Raw genomic sequence first — 18296 nt, 5'->3', positions numbered from 1 at the left:
ACGGAACGAGCCAGCAATGACTGGCTCGTTCCGTTTGTATAGCTATTCCTGCACGACGACGCGCTTTGTCCTATTGCTGCGAAATCTATTCGCCAAGGCTCCGTTCGCGAGACTTCACTTTACTCTCCTGTAATCGAGAGTTCGTCTACCCAAACTCTAGGCGCAACCCCTGAGCCAGTGAATTCCGTTTCTTTCTCCACATAGATAATCGACTTCAACACTTCTCGAATGTCACCTGCAACGGTTGCCGATTCAATACTTGTGCGCTTGCCATTCTCAATCAACCACCCATCAAAAGGCAGCGAGAATGAGCCTTGCAGCGCCTGCACACCTGCATGAAGCGCGCTCAAATCATCGATCAAAATCACGTTGTCTGCATCGTCCAAACTGTATTCCTGTGCCGCAGGTTCTCCTGCATACACATGGAAAAAGTGAGGACTCACCGTGACCTTCGCACCCATGTTGGCATGTCCAGTCGGTTGTACATTCATGCGTTTCGCCGTTCCAGCACTATGCAAGAAGCTAGAAAGCACACCGTTTTTGATCAAAGAAACTGGACGAGTGGGAGTCCCTTCTCCATCAAATGCTTCCGCACCAATGTTGTCTGGATGCAGCACGTTGTCATCTAAACACAACAGAGGAGATGCGATCGTGCTTCCCAAAGATTCCTCAGTCGAAAGGCTCTGCTTATCCAAAATGCTTTGAGCATTGAACATATTAGAAAACGCACCAATCAGACCTAGAAACGCTTCCGGCGAAAAGACAACCCGGTATTTTCCCGTCTTGACTTTGTCGTAGTTCAGATGACTGATGGTTTTCTCGGCTGCTTCCTTCAAACAGCCTTCAATGTCGAGCTTTTCAACACCAGGACTGACCCGAAATGCGCCTGCACTGCGAGGCTTTCTTCCTTCTTCTTCCGTCTTGGTGTACAAGTAAACTGACGCATAAGAATGTGCCTCATGCCGTAAAGCACCCTGACTGTTGAGATAAAAACGATCGATATCTCGCTGAGCTAATCCGTTGTAAGGAACACCAACAATCGCAGGATGTGCTGCTAAGAGTTGTTTTTCTGCCTGAATCAGAGTCTCTAGTAACTGTGAAACCGCAGCTTGCGGAAGATGTTCTTGCTTGACTTCAGCGATCGCTGAAGTTGCTTCTGGGCTAAAATCTGGCGCATTCTCTTTCACGCCAAAGTAACTCGCTTCTTTCGCCGTTTTGAGTGCGAGTTCTAATCCGATCGGATCAACATCGGTCGTGGAAGTTACGCCAACGCTATTGTCTTCATTCCAAACTCGTACCGTTACACCTGAGCGCTGAGACGCTTTCATTTGTTGAGGTTCGCCCTGATCGACTTGCACACTCGTTTCGTCGATCGCAGATCCAAAAATATCAAACTTCTCAATCCCAAGTTTCTGAGCAGCATTCTGGGCTGCTGCCGCAATTTCCTGAACTTTCGCCATATTCTCTTTGCTCCAAGATGTCTCACTTTACGAGAATTCGATGGTTTCCGCTTCGTTGTCAGCAGTTTCACCCCTGAACATCCCTGAAGGTCTTCAACGTCCCCAAACCTAAAGGATTGAACAAACAGCGATCCTACTGCAACGAAACCAACAAACCTCGAACTATCGTCCGCCAACCGTAATCGAATCCACCTTCAAATGCGGCTGTCCAACCGTGACATAAACGCTGCCACTGACCGATCCACAGAATCCTGCTGCCAGCCCCAAATCCTTGGAACACATCGAGATCTTATCCATAATCTCAGTTGCTTCCCCGATTAAGGTCGCGCCCTTCAATGGCTTCGTCACTTTCCCGTTTTCAATCAGATAAGCTTCATCTACGGCAAAGTTAAATTGTCCGGTCGCACCGACACTGCCGCCGCCCATTTTTTTGCAATAGATTCCTTTCTCGATCGACGCGAACAAGTCATCGATCTCATACTCACCGGGAGCAATATACGTATTCCGCATCCGGCTTGCTGCTGCAAAGGTATATCCTTGACGACGACCACTTCCCGTTCTCGGATGTCCGGTTCTCATAGAGCCAGCGCGATCGGAAATGAAATTCTTCAAAATGCCATTTTCAATCAGCAAAGTACGTTGAGCAGGCATTCCCTCGTCATCCATATCGATCGTGCCAAATGCATCCGAGGTAATCCCTTCATCCCATGCCGTGAGATTTTCGTGCGCGATTTTCTCGCCTTTCTTCTCGGCAAACGGAGTCGTCTTACGCTCAATCTGCGTTGTTTCGAGCAAGTGACCACAAGCTTCGTGGAAAATTACCCCACCAAACTCGTTTGCCATGACGATCGGGTAAGTTCCCGATTCGACATAATCGGCGTACAGCATTTTCGCCGCCGATTCTGCCACTTCTTCTGCGTCATGCGCGTAATTCCACGTTCTGAGAAAATCAGGTGCGCTCGTTCCGCCAACCCGCTTACTGATCGACGATCGATTCGTACCGTCTGCACAGAGCAAGCTATATCCGACAGATTGCGTCAAGCGAATATCGCGCGCAAAAGTTCCATCACTTGCCGCTACTAACACTTCTTGCCAGTCGCGGAAATACACGGCGCGGCGCGACTGAATGTGACTCGCCTTCTGAGAAAGCGCTCCATTCGCTGCCAATAAGACATCGCCCATTTCCCGCATCGAACTAGACTGCCCGAGCCAAGCTTCTTTGCCTTTTTTCGTGGCGTAATCGCGCAGAATTTCCAGGTGAATTTCAGGCACAAATGAATTGGGTGCGGGCAAGTGTAAGCCCATAATCGATAAGCCTTTTTCCAAGGCAGCCTTCAGCCCGTTAAACGACAAATCATTCGTCGAAACGTAACAGTCTGCCTTGCCTCGAAACACCCGCACGCCTGCCCCTGTTGCCAATCGAGGCGCAATGCTCGTAATCGCATCATCTTCTGCCATGCAGCTAATGTAGTTGACGCGCTCTAAGAAAAATTCAATAAAATCTGCCCCCGCTGCCCGTCCGAGTCCAAGCAGAATCGACAATGGAGCTTCCCATGATTCATCAAATCGATCAGGAGCATAAGTATAAGTCAAGCTAGGTAGCTCTTTAGAAATTAAAAGAGTCGGTGATTGCATCAAGCAAGCCTCGCGCAGGGTTCGTTTTCGTTTATTGTAGCGAAGCGATTCTGCTTTAGAGACATGTGTGATTTGGGGGAGTCCGTACCTATAAGATCTTTCTTCTGTTAGATGTGCGTTTCTACGGAGTTCAGTAGTCTCGACTCAAAGCCGTAGAGGGCAATGAATGCGAGATTTTGCCCATCTTCACGGAATCTTAATCAACTTCTTCTGCTGATCTGCCTGAAGTTTCGGTGAGACTGCTGAAATATGTAAAACAATCTCCTGGAAATCACCGAGGTATTCTATGCGTGAGCTTCTCGCCATTACGAGCTTGATTTGCTGGCTTATCCTGATGATTTGGGTGTACCGCAATTCTCCAGAATGGTTTTTTGTGCCGTTCTTCTTTTTTGCAACATTTCTGTATCTGCGGCTGATGGAACCCGGGAAGAGTTCTTGATAGGCTGTAGGTGCGGTTATTGGCAGGGCGATCGTGAATTCCAGATTAGAACACCTTTCCCGGATTCTGGTAACGGCTGATCAGATGAGATCGATCGAGCATCGCATTTTTGAGGCTGGAATGCCCGTTGCGGCACTGATGGAGAAAGTCGCAGGAAAGTTGAGCGATCGTATTGCTCAACTGTATCCAGCATGTAAAGTCGGTATTCTCGTCGGCTCCGGTCATAATGGCGGAGATGCTCTCGTGGTGGCGCGAGAACTGCATTTTCGCGGGTATGAAGTTCAGATTTTTAGTCCCTTCTCTCGCTTCAAGGAGTTGACTGCAACCCATCTTCAATACGCAAAGTCTCTGAGAATTCCTTGTGTCGAGGATTTGCAATCATGCGATTTGATCATTGATGGCTTGTTTGGATTCGGATTAACGCGAGCGATCGAAGATCCAATTCTTTCTCTCATTCATCAAGTGAATAGCTGGCAGATCCCCGTGATCAGTATTGATCTGCCGTCTGGATTAGATACCGATACAGGTCGAGCCTTAGGAGCCGCCATTCGAGCGACGCACACGCTTTGTCTTGGCTTATGGAAACTCGGTTTACTACAAGAACCTGCCCTTGAATTCGTTGGCAAAGCGGAGTTAATTGATTTCGATATTCCGCTTGCGGATATTTTTGCAATTCTGGGCGAATCTCCCCAAACCCATCGCGTGACTTCAGCTTGGGCGATGTCTACTTTGCCACTTCAGCGTCCCGCTTCGACTCATAAATATAAGATGGGTCATCTCTTACTGGTTTGCGGTTCAGAGAGATATTCAGGAGGGGCGTTATTGACTGGATTAGGCGGACGAGCCAGCGGGGTGGGAATGCTGTCGATCGCAGTTCCAAAGTCTCTCAAGCCAATGCTGTCTTCTCACCTGCCAGAGGCTCTGATTATTGGTTGTCCTGAAACTGAATCAGGTGCGATCGCGCAGCTTGATCTCGATCTCACTGCCTTTGATGCGATCGCCTGTGGGCCGGGTCTAACATTAGAAGCGGCTGACATCGTGCGACAAGTTTTAGACAGCGATCGACCTTTAGTTTTAGATGCAGATGGACTGAATGCGCTGGCAAAACTCGGTGCAGAAACGCTCAAAACCCGTCAAGCTGCGACGATTTTGACCCCACACCTAGGAGAATTCAAGCGATTATTTCCGAATGCCGATTTAACCTGTCGGGCTACAGCAGTTCGAGCAGCGGCAGCAGCAACGACAGCGATCGTGTTGTTGAAAGGAGCAAGAATTGCGATCGCCAATCCTGAAGGAGAACTAAGAATTAATCCAGAAAGTACTCCGGCGCTTGCACGCGGCGGCAGTGGGGATGTGCTCACGGGCTTATTGGGCGGATTATTGGCTCAACAGATCGCCGCCCAGAGCCAAATTTCGCTTCTCGATATGACTCAAACTGCTGCGTGGTGGCATGCTCAAGCGGGGATTCTTGCCGCTGAAACCCGGACGGAGCTTGGTGTTGATGCCCATACCTTGACCCAGTTTTTAATCCCGTCGATCGCTGCGCACCAAAAAACTAAGTTTTTATGTAGCTTTCCTCAAGAACCTGTGCTAAGATAAATTCTTGTGAATGACAAGGGTCGATGCCCGAGTGGTTAATGGGGGCGGACTGTAAATCCGCTGGCTACGCCTACGCTGGTTCAAATCCAGCTCGGCCCATTCACATTTTGCCCGTGTGGCTCAGTGGTAGAGCACACCCTTGGTAAGGGTGAGGTCACGAGTTCAATCCTCGTCACGGGCTTTACTGAAAACCCGCTCAATGAGCGGGTTTTAGTGTTTTTAAATTTAGTTTTGGACGACAATCTGTTGTCAATAACGGGATAGTTTGGGGATTTCTTGGCAAGTTGGGGCTTCTTCATAATCAATCAGCACATCTACATCACTTGTCTCAGTCCGCTCACCCCGCGCATAAGACCCAAAAATTCCCACCTTATTCACTATTCACTCGATACTGATCTCGCAAGAACGGCTTATTTTCTCTCAGAACTCACCGAATTTCCTCAATTGACTTCATGATTTATCCCTAACTAGATATTGTCTCGGAATTTTAACGATCGTCATCGTGCCTATTTCCTTAAATTAGATCGATCGATTTATCACTCATCATCATTCATAATCCAAAAGAGTAAACACAACAAACATAGAAGAAGCCGCAATCAAAGATCTGGTAACGGTGGTAGCAACACTTCTAGCTGATTGAGTAAATCAGGCAAGACCGTATGAATAATATTCCAAAGCGTCTCTTGCTCAACCTGTTCATAGCGGTGAGCAATGATATTTCGCAACCCGATCGCGCCGCGCCAATCAATCTCTGTGTGTGTCTGTTGAAACTCCTGTGAGATTCGCCGCGCCGCCTCACCCAAAATCTCAAACTGACGCTCCACCGCGCTTTGCATCACAATACTTTCCAAATAGCTCTCTAAAGTGAGATCCCTTACAAACATCTGAAGATTCCGAATCGACTGCACCATATCCCAAAGCGCAGTCGCATCACGATTATTTGCTCGCATAAATCACTCGATGAGTTCGTAAAATCTCAGCCTTACTATATGGGTTTTTCAAAAGTTTTTTTTGAATCAGATCCACCTTTCGCCCAAATAGCACAGAAATCTCCTCGCGAATATCTAGCCACGCCGATAAGCTCAAATCACGAGGCTCTTCAAACACAACCAGAACATCCAAATCACTATCATCCCGAAAATCATCCCGCAACACTGACCCAAATAACGCAAACTCAACGATTTTCCATTTCTGACAAAACTGCGCGATCGCATCCTGCGACACTTTTAAGCGATCGTGCAAAATCTGATTTAAATCGATCGTCTGCTCAAGGCTCATAAATCCTCCTGCTTGCCTGACTTGATCTTAAAGTAACAACAACCCAACCGCCGCCGTCACCGCCTCCGCCGCTGCCTCCCCTTCCAGCAACACCATCAATCCTCGTCATGGGCTTTAAAATCAAACCATGAATCATTTTATTGGAATTGATATTGGCACGACGAGTACAAAAGCGATCGTCGTTACCTCGATCGGTGAGATGAAGGGCATTGCCAGCCGAGAGTACCCGTTGCTTGCTCCTCAACCGCGATTTGCTGAACAAGATCCCAACCTGATTTTTTCCGCAGTTCTAGAATCAGTTCGAGAAGCAATTCAGCGCGCCAATTTATCTAGCCGCGACATTGCGGCGATTGGGTGCGGGTCTGCCATGCATAGTCTGATTGTCATGGGTGCAGATCATTTTCCCCTGAGTCAGAGCATCACTTGGGCAGACAATCGGAGTGTGACGCAAGCTGCAGCATTAAAGCAAAGCCCAAATGGAATTCAGATCTACAGAAAGACAGGTACACCGCTGCATCCGATGTCGCCTTTAACTAAGTTGCTGTGGATGCGAGAATGTGACCCCGATCGCTTTAACAAAGCAGCGAAGTTTATCTCGATTAAAGAGTACGTTCTGTATCGGTTGTTTGAACAATATGTGGTTGATTACTCGATCGCAGCGGCAACCGGATTGCTCAATCTCAAAGCTTTGAACTGGGATCAAGAAGTGCTTAACCTCGCTCAAGTGCGGGTCGATCAACTGAGCCAGTTAGTTCCAACCACTCATATTCTGCAAGGCATGAAGCCTGAATATGCAGCAGCAATGGGACTCGATCCGAACGTTCCGGTTGTCGTTGGATCAAGCGATGGTGTACTTGCAAATTTAGGAGTCGGCGCGATCGCATCGGATCAATTAGCGATCACCGTTGGAACCAGTGGCGCCGTCCGAAAAGTTGTCTCTCAGCCAATTACCGACGAGCAAGGTCGCACCTTCTGCTATCCCTTAACTGAGAAATACTGGGTGATTGGTGGAGCTTCTAACAATGGTGGGATTGTTCTGCGATGGTTCCGCGATACCTTTGGACAACTTGAAATCGAACCCGAGCAAGACGCTTATGCACACTTAATTCAGCTTGCCGAATCTATTCCAGTCGGAGCAGAGGGATTACTGTTTTTGCCGTTTCTATCTGGGGAACGTGCGCCCTACTGGAATGCAGATGCACGGGGGGTATTTTTTGGTATGTCTTTGCAACATCAGCGATCGCACTTTGTTCGAGCCGTTTTAGAAGGGATTTTGTTTGCAGCGTATAGTATTACAACTGTGTTGAGTGACTTGACTGACGCGAGTCAGACTATTTTGGCATCCGGTGGAATGACACGATCGCGCATTTGGCGGCAGATGATGGCAGATTTATTTGGGATAGAAGTTCTTGCACCTGAAGTCTATGAGGCAAGCGGATTCGGCGGAGCAGTACTTGCAATGTATGCAGTTGGGGAAATCGTCAAACTCGAAGCTGTACAGTCGATGATTCGGATTCACGATCGACATCTGCCAAACTTAGAGCGATCGCAGCAATATCACAAGTTATTCGATCGTTACCAACGGCTTTACTATCTGCTAGAACCAGAATTTTCTACTCTAGATTGAGGTATCTATATCAATGCCGAGATCAGCCATCACCTGAAGCCATCGCTCAGGGGTCGGAAGAGTTTGTTTGAGAAATTCAAGCGTGAGTTGGCTGGAATTTGCCTTATACAACAGAGGAGCATAGCTGAAATGGCAGGCTTGCTTCTTGAAATCATCTACCCCATACTGTGCAATTAAAGTTGCCAGTTGCTGTTCGATTTTCGGAATTGCGATCGTCGATAAAGCCAGTAAGTTGCTCATCCATCGCTCCTTCTGAATCGTAAACGCAGCCAGGTCTGGAATCGAAGAATTGCGATTCTCCTCACACATTGCCTTAATCTTTTCCCACTTATACGTTTTCCAAGGCTTGGCTTGCAACACAGGTAATTGCCATTTGACAATTTCCTCACGCCAATAATCTTTTGCAGCTTGAACCTGGACAACCTCAAAGCTCGGTAAAATCAGTGCTGTTAATCGCCCCCCATGGCACGCTCCGGTATCAATCCCATAGGCTTTCTGCTCAACGACCAAAGGACGATTTTCGACCACGTGGTGACCAAAAATCACAGGCTTTACGCCCCGATAAAACTGAGTCCAATAGGCTTGACCGTACTGCCTTTCTAGATACCTCTCACCTGCTGTGCAGCCACACAGTACCTCTTCTCGCTGCTGTGCAATGTCGATACCATTTTCGACCGCAGCATGAACTAGAATCGCTTCAGGCGTTTCGTAATAGTAGGGAAGCAGGCGAATCCAGTCTAGAAACTCCGTATAGCGATCGCCGAACTGCAATTTGACAATCTCTTGAGAATAGGACAACGTTTGTTTCAGATGCTTACGCTCATGATTACCCATCAAGACGATCGTATTCGGGCGATTTCTGAGAAAATCATACACTTTGACAGAATCAGGACCGCGATCGACGATATCTCCTAGTGAAATGAGACAGTCCTCATCCGCCAGTTGCACTTTCTCAAGCAACCGCAAAAGTTCTCGATAACAACCATGAATATCGCCGACTACGATTGTTCGCATAGCGCACAGTTTAAACCTGCCCTTAATCTGCTTAGACACCAATCTTAACCTTGAATGGCTAGATTCGGCTAACGCTATCAATCTTCAAGTCAGATTTACTTCGACGAGGTACTTGCCTCTCGACGTTTAATCACTCGTCCCTCGCTCACAAATGAAATTCCCTGGTTGCCCATCGTGTTGATCATCACCGTTTCAATGACTGGATCAGTTACTTTCTGCTGGGCGACCCACTCGACTAAAAAGCTCGCTCCTGCACCCCCACCTGTATCTGCTTGATCGACAAAAAAATAGGTTGAGGCAAGCGGTCTCAGTTCTACAGGCTGCTCTAAATATTTCCGAATTAACTTGCCATTTGTATCGTGGTAGAACACAGAAGTAATGATCATCGGGTGGGATTGGTCTGTATTTCGCACACTCAGAGTCACTGATAAGTCCATCTTCTGACTACGACTTATCGAATAGATATGAGAGTAGACAGGGACATAGACCGTTTGACCTCTAGCAATTTTAATGCTGTTTGTGAGTGTCACAGTTTTCAACTGAGGAGTAGGGGGCAGTTCAGCCTCTGGTTTACATCCTAGTAAAATCAGACCTACAATAGCAAGACAGAAATATCGCTTGATCATAATCGCGTTGGCTGGGGATGAATCCGACTAGACCAACAATAAGTGCGATCGCAATGCCCTGTCAAAAGTTCAGCATTGCGTCAGTATCCTCGCCACTAACGCAATGCAAATCGAGCTATGGAGTAGAGCGATTCGGTTCCCGTCCCACAATATAGCGAGAAGCAGCAACCTCACTGTTCAGAGGCGGCACTTGTCCCTTATTGACGAGAGCTTGATGGATAAAAGCTGCCATATCGCCACGAGTTGCAGGCTGATTCGGATTGAGAAGACGCTGCTGCGGATGATTCACCACAATCCCAGCACGAGTCACAGATGCGATCGCATCTCTCGCAAACTGTGGAATTTGATCTGCATCATCATAGTAACTGTTGAGGGTCTGGCTAGCAGGAACTGAAGTAGAATTTGCACTGGCAACCGTTTGGGATTGAGCAGGCTGAGCAGGTGGAGTTGCAGCCTTAGCAGGCGGAGTTGCAGTCTTAGCAGCCCTCATCAGAGGCTGCATCAAGGTTAGAGCCGCGAACGGCAGTACGATCGGTCGCCGAGTTTGCTGTCTGGGAGTTTGTTGGGCAGAAGCTTGTTGGGCGGGAGCCTTCGCATTTTGAGCTTGCTGTGCCGTTGTAGCAGTACTCGGAACCCGCTGACTGAGTTCTAGATTTCGAGCAAGTGACGTGAGAACTTCAGCCCGTGTAACGGATTGTCTCGGGCGAAACGTCTTATCAGGATAGCCATTCATAAAGCCCATCTCATAAGCTTCTTCGATCGCAAGAGCCGCCCAGTACCCACTCGGAACATCTCGATACGCACTGCCACTGGAAATCTGCCTTTCTCGGTTTTGGTTAAATGCTTCCCGGATAATTGCTGCAAATTCATCTCTTTCTACAGGACGAGTGGGACGAAATGTTCCATCTGGATAGCCCTGGAGAATATTACGCTGAGCAAGTGCATTAATAAAAGGCTGTGCCCAGTGCTTTTGAGTGTCAGGAAAGCTGCCTTGAGAATTCTGCTGAGCATTAGAAGTGGTATTTAGCGAAATCGTGATTCCTGCCGCTAAACATCCTGCTAATGGTAGATAGTAGAGTCTTCTAGACATAATTATTTTTGCCTGCAAAGTATGCCTTTCTTTGTAGCTCTTTTCGGATCAAATATTTTTCAATCTAAAGACTGAGTATTACGGCAAAATCTGAACTGGAAGGGTCTATCGAAATTGCTACAGTCGATAGATCACCCGTTCTTTATCTCTATTCCGATTACAGTATTCTGCCTCCCACTGTATGAAGAATTAGCTTAGCTTCGAGGCGCATACATCATGACTAGAACGCCCAGAAGCGCGAGCCAGCCTCCGAGCCAATCTTACCGATCAGGAGCAACTCGATCGACAAACCAGCCCCACAAGATAGATGAAACGATGAAAATCCCACCCTATGCTGCGTAGGCGCGACCGAAATTGGCAGGCTGTAACGTTGGAACCACACCATAAATCGCCAAAATGATCACGCCCATCACTGCTAACCACGCACTTTTGCCTTCTCGGAGCCAAAGCCAAAAGAGATAACCGCCACCAATCTCACACAGTGCTGCGAGAACAAAGAAGAGTAAGGATTGAATCATGATTTGCAAGAATCGCTCATCAGTCTAGATGCCTCAATGAGTACAGCGCAAAATGAAATGGCTAGCAAGCATACGATCTCAATTCGGTTTTCTAGATAAGCTCAAGCTATATAATAATTAATGATACATCATCCTGTTAAATATTAAATTGTGTAAAGTTTTTTACTTTCCCTACAGATTGTATTTTCTGATACAAATTTCTAAGGGGACTGTTCCTACCATGTGACGGAGGTTAAACCTTTGCAAGTATCCAAATGCTGATTTCAAGCAATTTGATGGATGGATCTTGATGACATCTATCAGATTTATCTTGAAAACGTTTGAACATATTGCAGATTCGCGATAGGCATGTTTAACGATCGCGAATTGGGGCATCTAGCTGTGTCTGAAAGGTGCTTTCTGCTGATTTGTAAGGAACTGTGCGATCAAGGCTCTCCCGCAAGGGGTTGCCGGAGTCTTGGCCATTGCGCTGATACAATTCAGATTCACAGTTCGCGTCCCCTTCTCAGACCTTTCCTCACTGGAAAGCATTAGGGAGGGAGAGACGCTCACAATGTTCTAGAGGTTTCTCCCTTTCTGAGTCCTAGCTTCTCGGAGGTTTAGTGTCATGGAATTCCAAAATCTAAATGGTTTAGCTGGACAACAGGAAAACAATCAGTCATCGAGTAAGGAAAAGAAACACAAGAAACATAAAAAGAATAAACATCAGGCCCATCCACCTTCTGCTGAAAATCCATCAGAGCCTTTTGAAAGTGACCTTCCTGAGCAAAAAAAGCTCGGCAAGCAAGCTTACGAGCTAGAACTTGCACGTTTGCAGTGTGAGTTGGTCAAAATGCAGTACTGGATCAAGCACACAGGCTATCGTCTCGTGATCTTATTTGAAGGGCGCGATGCTGCTGGAAAAGGAGGAACCATTAAGCGCATTGTAGAACCGCTTAATCCTCGCGGTTGTGGCATTGTTGCACTGGGGACTCCCTCCGATCGTGAAAAAACACAGTGGTATTTTCAGCGCTATGTCGCACACTTGCCCGCAGCCGGAGAGATTATTTTGTTCGATCGCAGTTGGTACAACCGAGCAGGCGTTGAGCATGTGATGGGCTTTTGTACCGACGCTCAGTACACCGAATTTATGCAATCCTGCCCAGAGTTTGAGCGGATGATTGTACGATCGGGGATCATGCTGCTGAAGTATTGGTTTTCCGTCAGTGACGAAGAACAAGAACGGCGATTTCAATCGCGAACGGTCGATCCGGCTCGTCGTTGGAAGCTCAGTCCAATGGATCTCGAATCGCGCGATCGCTGGGTGGAATATTCCAAAGCAAAAGATACGATGTTTGCTCATACGAATATTCCTGAAGCTCCTTGGTTCACGGTCGAGGCAGATGACAAGAAACGGGCACGTCTCAACTGTCTCAGCCATATTTTGAGCAAGGTTCCTTACACCGATATGACCCCCGAAGCGCTGGAACTTCCTCCACGCCGCGCTGCCCCAGACGACTATGTGCGTCCCCCTCGCAACGAACAGTTCTTTGTTCCCCACGTTTACTAAGTTTTCCACTTTCTCAGGACAATCCCTATGAGCCACGAATTGCGTGTTAAAGCGATCTCTCAAGTTACCGATCGAGTTCCCCTTCCTCCGAAAGTTCCTGCTCGTCTAGAAGCAATCTGGGCAAGCGATGTGTTTACCTTGAGCAAGATGCAAGCTTGCTTACCCAAGGATGTCTTCAAATCACTCCAAAGCACAGTTAAAACCGGTGGGAAACTCGATGTTTCTGTCGCAGGTGTCGTTGCGGCAGCCATGAAAGATTGGGCAATCTCGAAGGGCGCACTGTATTATGCTCACGTCTTTTACCCACTCACGAATGCAACGGCTGAAAAGCACGATGGATTCATTTCCGTACAAAGTGATGGGTCTGTGATCTCAGAATTTACGGGCAAAGTGCTGGTTCAAGGTGAACCGGATGGCTCATCATTTCCGAATGGCGGACTGCGAGCCACCAATGCAGCACGCGGATACACGGCTTGGGATGTGACGAGCCCTGCCTATGTGATGGAAACCGATAACGGCGTGACCTTGTGCATTCCGACGGTGTTTGTCTCTTGGACAGGCGAAGCACTCGATAAAAAAACGCCGTTACTGCGCTCGATCGCTGCAATGAATAAAGCTGCGACTCGCGCCCTGAAACTACTGGGCTACACGGATGTTGCTCCTGTCAACTCAAGCTGTGGTGCAGAGCAAGAGTATTTCTTAGTGGATGCTCACTTTGCCCACAATCGTCCAGATTTGCTGCTCACGGGTCGAACTTTGTTTGGCAAACCTGCAGCGAAAGGTCAGCAATTTGACGACCACTACTTCGGTGCAATTCCAGAACGGGTTCAGGTCTTCATGCAGGACGTGGAAGAGAAACTATACCGACTGGGAATTCCCGCCAAAACTCGACACAACGAAGTCGCTCCTGGGCAGTTTGAAATTGCGCCCTTTTTTGAAGCAGCCAACGTTGCGAGTGATCACCAGCAGTTGATCATGACCATTCTCAAGACGACTGCTAAAAAGCATGGTTTTATGTGCTTACTGCATGAGAAGCCATTTGCAGGCGTGAATGGTTCAGGAAAGCACGTAAACTGGTCAGTCGGCAATCCCACTCAAGGGAATTTGCTAGATCCAGGTGATACACCGCACAAAAACCTCCAATTTCTGTTGTTCTGTGGCGCAGTGATTCGAGGGGTTCATACCTATGGCTCACTGTTACGAGCGGTTGTGGCAACGGCGAGTAACGATCACCGTCTTGGAGCAAATGAAGCTCCACCTGCCATCATTTCGGTCTATCTCGGCACGCAGCTCGAAGAAGTGTTTGAACAGATCGCCAAAGGTGAAGTCAAAGATTCGACCCACGGCGGAATGATGGATCTAGGAGTCGATACCTTACCGATATTTGCGAAAGATCCGGGCGATCGCAATCGTACGTCTCCCTTTGCTTTTACTGGCAACCGCTTTGAATTCCGTGCGGTTGGCTCGGGTCAATCTGTTTCGGGTCCTTTGGTCGCAATGAATACGATCTTGGCAGATTCGCTGTCCTGGGTATCTGACCAACTGGAAGCTGAACTGGCAAAAGGAACCGAATTGAGTGCAGCAGTGTTCACTGTGCTCAAAGAAGTGATGGACAAACATAGTGCTGTCATCTTTGGAGGAGATGGCTACTCTGAAGAATGGCATCGCATGGCAGTGGAAGAGCGCGGACTGCCGAATCTTCGGACAACTGCCGATGCCTTACCGGTGTTGAAAGAGAAAGCGATCGAAGATCTCTTTGAGAAGGTTGGAGTGCTCACTCCTGTTGAACTTGAAAGCCGCTTTGATGTTTATGCGGAGCAATATATTCAATCGATCGAGGTTGAAGCGAAGCTCGTCGTAACCATGGCGAAAACGATCATTTACCCTGCGGCAGTAAGGTATCTAACAGATTTAGCAACTTCGATCTCAGCAATTAGCGGTATTGGCTTGACGCTTGAGAAAGACACGGCTGAAAAAGTGGCAGCTTTGATTCAATCGATGATGGATAACGTCAGTAAATTGAGTACAGCCATGAGTCAGCATGATTTTGAGAGTGTAGAGGCTCACATGCAGTACTGCTCTCAAACCATTCGTCCTTTAATGGATAAGGTGCGCGAGTATGCAGATGCCCTCGAAGGTGAGGTCGCAGATGATCTGTGGCCGATGCCAACTTATCAAGAGATGCTGTTTGTGAAATAGCTGATCGTTTTACCTAAGAAAAAGCCGCCTTCAATGAAGGCGGCTTTTTTCAACGCAATTGCACGATGGACAATGATACTCTTGGGCGACCTTAATCGACGGGGAGAATCATTCCTTCACGCGCTAACAAGCTATTGGGAAAGACCGATCTCACATCTGCTTCAATCTGATCCAACATGTCATCATCGTGATTCGGATCATGGTGGAACATCACTGCTTTTTTCACGCGTGCCGCATCTACGACTTTCAGTGCTTCTTGCCAGGTGGAATGTCCCCAACCGATTTTCGGAGCTTTGGGATCGTGATATTCCTCATCGGTATAGCAAGCGTCGTAGATCAAAATATCTGCATCACGAGCAAGATAGACCAAATCTTCATCAATGCGATCGGGATAATGTTCGGTATCGGTTGCATAAACAACAGTTTTACCGTTATAGGTGACGCGATAGCCGATCGCACTATTCGGATGATTTAACGGTCCGGTCTCAATGCGAATGCCGTCTAGGTCAATGACATCCCCCACCATCAGATCGGTGAATTTGAGATCGGACTTCATGATCTGCATCGGCACGGGAAAATTGGGGTCGTGCATTTGATCGCTGAGTCGCTTTTGCATCGTTGCGCCATTGGGAGCGATCGCACCATAGATGTGAAAGCAATTGCCAGGAATAAAGGCAGGAACGAAGAAAGGAAAGCCTTGAATGTGATCCCAGTGGGAATGGGAGAAAAACATGTGGGCTTCGACGGGCATCTGCTTGAGCATCGACTTGCCAAGAACTCGCAACCCAGTCCCGCCATCAAAAATCAAGCGTTTGCCACCAACTCGCATTTCAATACAGGATGTATTGCCACCATAGCGAACGGTTTCTTTTCCGGGAACGGCGATGCTGCCTCGAACACCCCAAAAGTGAATGAAAAAATCGGAAGACTGGGTCATTGCTGGATTTGCGTTTACTTCAAGCGCTCATGAACTCGACTTCGGCAGATAAAACTATCTTTATTGTGTCGATTGCCACAAGCAGTTTGCGACAGAACCGTATGATTTGACGGTGGGAGGGTTGTCCCTACTTCTAAGCTACCCAACAGGTTTTCACGACTACCAAGTTGACATGAATTATAGACGCAGATATAAAAAAAGGCTGAGGAATTTTCCTGAGCCTTGTAATCTACGTAAATTTACGGAATCTAGATTGCAGCTTTAATGCATTTTTCAACCAGTGGCATCACTTTATCCACATCTTGCCAACCGAGAATTTCGGTGACTTTTTTCTCCAGATTTTTGTAGGTTCTAAAGAATTCTGCCACTTCGTCTAAACGATGAGAGGCAATATCATTGAGTGATTTGACGTTTGCGTACCGAGGATCTTTGTCGGGAACGCAGAGAATCTTTTCATCGCGATCGCCACCATCAATCATCTCTAACATGCCGATCGGACGGGCTGCGATCACGCATCCAGGGAAAGTGGGCTGATCCATAATCACCATGCCGTCGAGCGGATCGCCATCGTCCGCAAGGGTATTGGGGACGAAGCCGTAATCGAAGGGGTACATGACCGAGGCATACAGAACGCGATCGAGGGCGAAGGCATTGAGATCTTTGTCAAATTCGTATTTGTTTTTGCTGCCTGCGGGAATTTCGATCAAGACGTTAATTAAGCCCGGTTTGGGTTGGGCGGGAATGCGTGATAAATCCACTGCGTTTCTCCAAGCTAAACAGTTTTACCATTCTGAATTGTAGGGGAGAGCGGTTCACGCCAAGAAGAGTTTGTAGGCGGGATTTTGATTTTCGTCCCAATATCGATAGTGAATCGTATCGAGAAAAGCTTGCCAGTCTTCCATTTCATGCGGTGGGACTTGAATTCCGAGTACAATTCTCCCGTAGTCGGCTCCGTGATTGCGGTAGTGAAAGAGGCTGATGTTCCAGTCTGGACGCATTGAGGTAAGAAATTTGATCAAGGCTCCTGGACGTTCGGGAAATTCAAATCGGTATAAAACCTCGTTCTCTGCCAAAGCAGAGCGACCTCCGACCATGTGCCGCAGATGCAGTTTCGCAAATTCATCATCAGTGAGATCTAGCGTCTTGAATCCATTCGATTCAAAAGTTGTGACCATTTGAGCCGCATCAGAGCGCCCTGAAACCTGCATCCCAACGAAAATGTGAGCGATTTTCTCATCAGCAATTCGGTAATTGAATTCAGTAATACTTCTTCCCCCGAGAAGATCGCAGAATTTTCTTAAACTGCCGCGTTCTTCGGGAATGGTGACGGCAAAAATGGCTTCTCGGCGTTCTCCCAGTTCTGCACGTTCGGCAACAAATCTCAGACGATCGAAGTTCATATTCGCCCCACAAGCGACCGCGACAAGAGTTTGTCCGGTCATTTGTTCGCGTTCGACATAGGCTTTCATTGCCGCGATCGCTAAAGCTCCAGCAGGCTCGAGAATCGATCGGGTGTCTTCAAAGACATCTTTAATCGCCGCACAAGTGTCATCGGTATCGACCAAAATCATGTCATCCACATACTGCTGGCACAGCCGAAACGTTTCGGCTCCCACTTCTCGCACGGCAACCCCATCCGCAAACAGTCCGACATTCGGCAATTTGATCCGATGTCCCGCCTTAAGAGATTGAGTCATCGCATCTGCATCGACTGGTTCAACTCCGATAATTTTTGTCTCTGGGCGCAATCGTTTGATATAAGCTGCAATGCCTGAAATCAGCCCGCCCCCACCGATCGCGACAAAGACCGCATGAATTGGTTGCTGATACTGCCGCAGAATTTCCATGCCGATCGTGCCTTGTCCCGCGATCACATCGGGATCGTCGAAAGGATGCACAAACGTCAGTCCTTTTTCGGCTTCTAATTGACGGGCATACGCATACGCATCGTCGTAGGTGTCTCCGTGTAGAACGACTTCTCCACCGCGCGATCGCACAGCATCAATTTTCACTTGCGGTGTGGTGACAGGCATGACAATGATTGCCGTTGTGCCTAAGCGCTTTGCACCCAGAGCAACACCTTGCGCATGATTTCCCGCTGAGGCAGCAATGACACCCTGCGCTAAGATCTCTGGCGAGAGTTGCGCCATTTTGTTGTAAGCTCCGCGCAGTTTGAAAGAAAAAACAGACTGCATGTCTTCGCGTTTGAGCAAGACTCGATTGTTCAACCGAGCAGAGAGATTCGGAGCAAATTCTAACGGCGTTTCTTGTGCAACATCGTATACACGGGCATTGAGAATGCGTTCTAGGTAGTCACCGGACATA

18 protein-coding genes and 2 tRNA genes are annotated in these 18296 nt (G+C 47.9%); 8 read left to right on the top strand and 12 right to left on the bottom strand.

Features of this window, described 5'->3' with window-relative positions; all coding sequences use genetic code 11:
* Window positions 1-119 precede the first annotated feature (119 nt).
* Both OU814_RS15615 and OU814_RS15610 read right to left on the bottom strand, forming a co-directional pair.
* Window positions 120-1460, bottom strand: a complete 1341-nt coding sequence (locus tag OU814_RS15615; protein WP_017287641.1) for a TldD/PmbA family protein — start codon at window positions 1458-1460, stop codon at window positions 120-122.
* A 162-nt stretch (window positions 1461-1622) separates the two neighbouring features.
* A complete protein-coding gene (locus OU814_RS15610) occupies window positions 1623-3095 on the bottom strand; it encodes a TldD/PmbA family protein (RefSeq protein WP_268184138.1) in 1473 nt (490 codons plus the stop codon).
* Window positions 3096-3381: 286 nt separating this feature from the next.
* On the opposite strand from OU814_RS15610, the gene OU814_RS15605 reads away from it, so the two are divergent.
* From OU814_RS15605 to OU814_RS15590, 4 genes are all read left to right on the top strand, one after another.
* Window positions 3382-3534 carry a hypothetical protein gene (locus OU814_RS15605; RefSeq protein ID WP_017287639.1) on the top strand — a complete coding sequence of 51 codons (153 nt, stop codon included), beginning with the start codon at window positions 3382-3384 and terminating at the stop codon, window positions 3532-3534.
* A gap of 33 nt (window positions 3535-3567) precedes the next feature.
* The gene (locus OU814_RS15600; protein WP_268184137.1) at window positions 3568-5133 is read left to right on the top strand and encodes an NAD(P)H-hydrate dehydratase; all 1566 of its coding nucleotides are present in this window, start codon (window positions 3568-3570) and stop codon (window positions 5131-5133) included.
* A 17-nt stretch (window positions 5134-5150) separates the two neighbouring features.
* Window positions 5151-5232 (top strand) — tRNA-Tyr (locus tag OU814_RS15595).
* 10 nt (window positions 5233-5242) lie between these two features.
* Window positions 5243-5314: transfer RNA gene (locus OU814_RS15590), tRNA-Thr, on the top strand.
* A gap of 68 nt (window positions 5315-5382) precedes the next feature.
* Here OU814_RS15590 and OU814_RS15585 read toward each other — a convergent pair.
* The 3 genes from OU814_RS15585 to OU814_RS15575 all read right to left on the bottom strand — a co-directional run bounded on the left by OU814_RS15585 (window position 5383) and on the right by OU814_RS15575 (window position 6411).
* On the bottom strand, window positions 5383-5511 hold the full coding sequence (locus OU814_RS15585) for a nucleotidyltransferase family protein (protein WP_268184136.1): 129 nt from the start codon (window positions 5509-5511) through the stop codon (window positions 5383-5385).
* Window positions 5512-5729: 218 nt separating this feature from the next.
* The gene (locus OU814_RS15580; RefSeq protein ID WP_268184135.1) at window positions 5730-6083 is read right to left on the bottom strand and encodes a HepT-like ribonuclease domain-containing protein; all 354 of its coding nucleotides are present in this window, start codon (window positions 6081-6083) and stop codon (window positions 5730-5732) included.
* Window positions 6070-6411, bottom strand: coding sequence for a nucleotidyltransferase family protein (locus tag OU814_RS15575; protein ID WP_268184134.1), 342 nt, complete (start codon window positions 6409-6411; stop codon window positions 6070-6072). The genes OU814_RS15580 and OU814_RS15575 overlap by 14 nt, the downstream gene beginning before the upstream one ends.
* A 127-nt stretch (window positions 6412-6538) precedes the next feature.
* Between OU814_RS15575 and OU814_RS15570 the strand changes: the two genes are divergently transcribed.
* Entirely contained in the window at window positions 6539-8038 is a 1500-nt protein-coding gene (locus tag OU814_RS15570; protein WP_268184133.1) for a gluconokinase, read from the top strand.
* Here OU814_RS15570 and OU814_RS15565 read toward each other — a convergent pair.
* The 3 genes from OU814_RS15565 to OU814_RS15555 form a co-directional block, all read right to left on the bottom strand.
* Entirely contained in the window at window positions 8030-9052 is a 1023-nt protein-coding gene (locus OU814_RS15565) for a metallophosphoesterase family protein (RefSeq protein WP_268184132.1), read from the bottom strand. The two genes, OU814_RS15570 and OU814_RS15565, sit on opposite strands and share 9 nt — an antisense overlap.
* Before the next feature lie 95 nt (window positions 9053-9147).
* Window positions 9148-9678: a DUF3124 domain-containing protein gene (locus OU814_RS15560; RefSeq protein ID WP_017287627.1), complete on the bottom strand. Its 531-nt coding sequence runs from the start codon at window positions 9676-9678 to the stop codon at window positions 9148-9150.
* A 115-nt stretch (window positions 9679-9793) separates the two neighbouring features.
* On the bottom strand, window positions 9794-10768 hold the full coding sequence (locus tag OU814_RS15555; RefSeq protein ID WP_268184131.1) for an S-layer homology domain-containing protein: 975 nt from the start codon (window positions 10766-10768) through the stop codon (window positions 9794-9796).
* A gap of 216 nt (window positions 10769-10984) precedes the next feature.
* Here OU814_RS15555 and OU814_RS31375 point away from each other — a divergent pair, with 216 nt between their 5' ends.
* Complete coding sequence (locus OU814_RS31375) at window positions 10985-11110, top strand: hypothetical protein (RefSeq protein ID WP_268184129.1); 126 nt, start codon at window positions 10985-10987, stop codon at window positions 11108-11110.
* Here OU814_RS31375 and OU814_RS15545 read toward each other — a convergent pair.
* Window positions 11098-11286, bottom strand: a complete 189-nt coding sequence (locus tag OU814_RS15545; RefSeq protein ID WP_268184128.1) for a YnfA family protein — start codon at window positions 11284-11286, stop codon at window positions 11098-11100. The genes OU814_RS31375 and OU814_RS15545 overlap by 13 nt on opposite strands.
* Window positions 11287-11893: 607 nt before the next feature.
* On the opposite strand from OU814_RS15545, the gene ppk2 reads away from it, so the two are divergent.
* Together ppk2 and OU814_RS15535 are read left to right on the top strand one after the other, a co-directional pair.
* Window positions 11894-12835: a polyphosphate kinase 2 gene (ppk2, locus tag OU814_RS15540; RefSeq protein WP_268184127.1), complete on the top strand. Its 942-nt coding sequence runs from the start codon at window positions 11894-11896 to the stop codon at window positions 12833-12835.
* A gap of 27 nt (window positions 12836-12862) precedes the next feature.
* Window positions 12863-15034, top strand: a complete 2172-nt coding sequence (locus tag OU814_RS15535; protein WP_268184126.1) for a glutamine synthetase III family protein — start codon at window positions 12863-12865, stop codon at window positions 15032-15034.
* 91 nt (window positions 15035-15125) lie between these two features.
* On the opposite strand, the gene OU814_RS15530 is transcribed toward OU814_RS15535, so the two are convergent.
* The 3 genes from OU814_RS15530 to ilvA all read right to left on the bottom strand — a co-directional run bounded on the left by OU814_RS15530 (window position 15126) and on the right by ilvA (window position 18295).
* Entirely contained in the window at window positions 15126-15971 is an 846-nt protein-coding gene (locus tag OU814_RS15530) for an MBL fold metallo-hydrolase (protein ID WP_017287621.1), read from the bottom strand.
* A gap of 248 nt (window positions 15972-16219) precedes the next feature.
* On the bottom strand, window positions 16220-16729 hold the full coding sequence (locus OU814_RS15525) for an inorganic diphosphatase (RefSeq protein ID WP_017287620.1): 510 nt from the start codon (window positions 16727-16729) through the stop codon (window positions 16220-16222).
* Between the two features lie 54 nt (window positions 16730-16783).
* Window positions 16784-18295 (bottom strand): threonine ammonia-lyase, biosynthetic, encoded by a 1512-nt coding sequence (ilvA, locus tag OU814_RS15520; RefSeq protein ID WP_017287619.1) that lies wholly within the window; start codon window positions 18293-18295, stop codon window positions 16784-16786.
* Window position 18296 lies beyond the last annotated feature (1 nt).

This window comes from Leptolyngbya sp. GGD (assembly GCF_026735145.1).
Taxonomy (GTDB): domain Bacteria; phylum Cyanobacteriota; class Cyanobacteriia; order Leptolyngbyales; family Leptolyngbyaceae; genus Leptolyngbya; species Leptolyngbya boryana.
The sequence above is the reverse complement of the archived record's forward strand: the minus strand, read 5'-3'. Positions and strand labels throughout refer to the sequence as shown.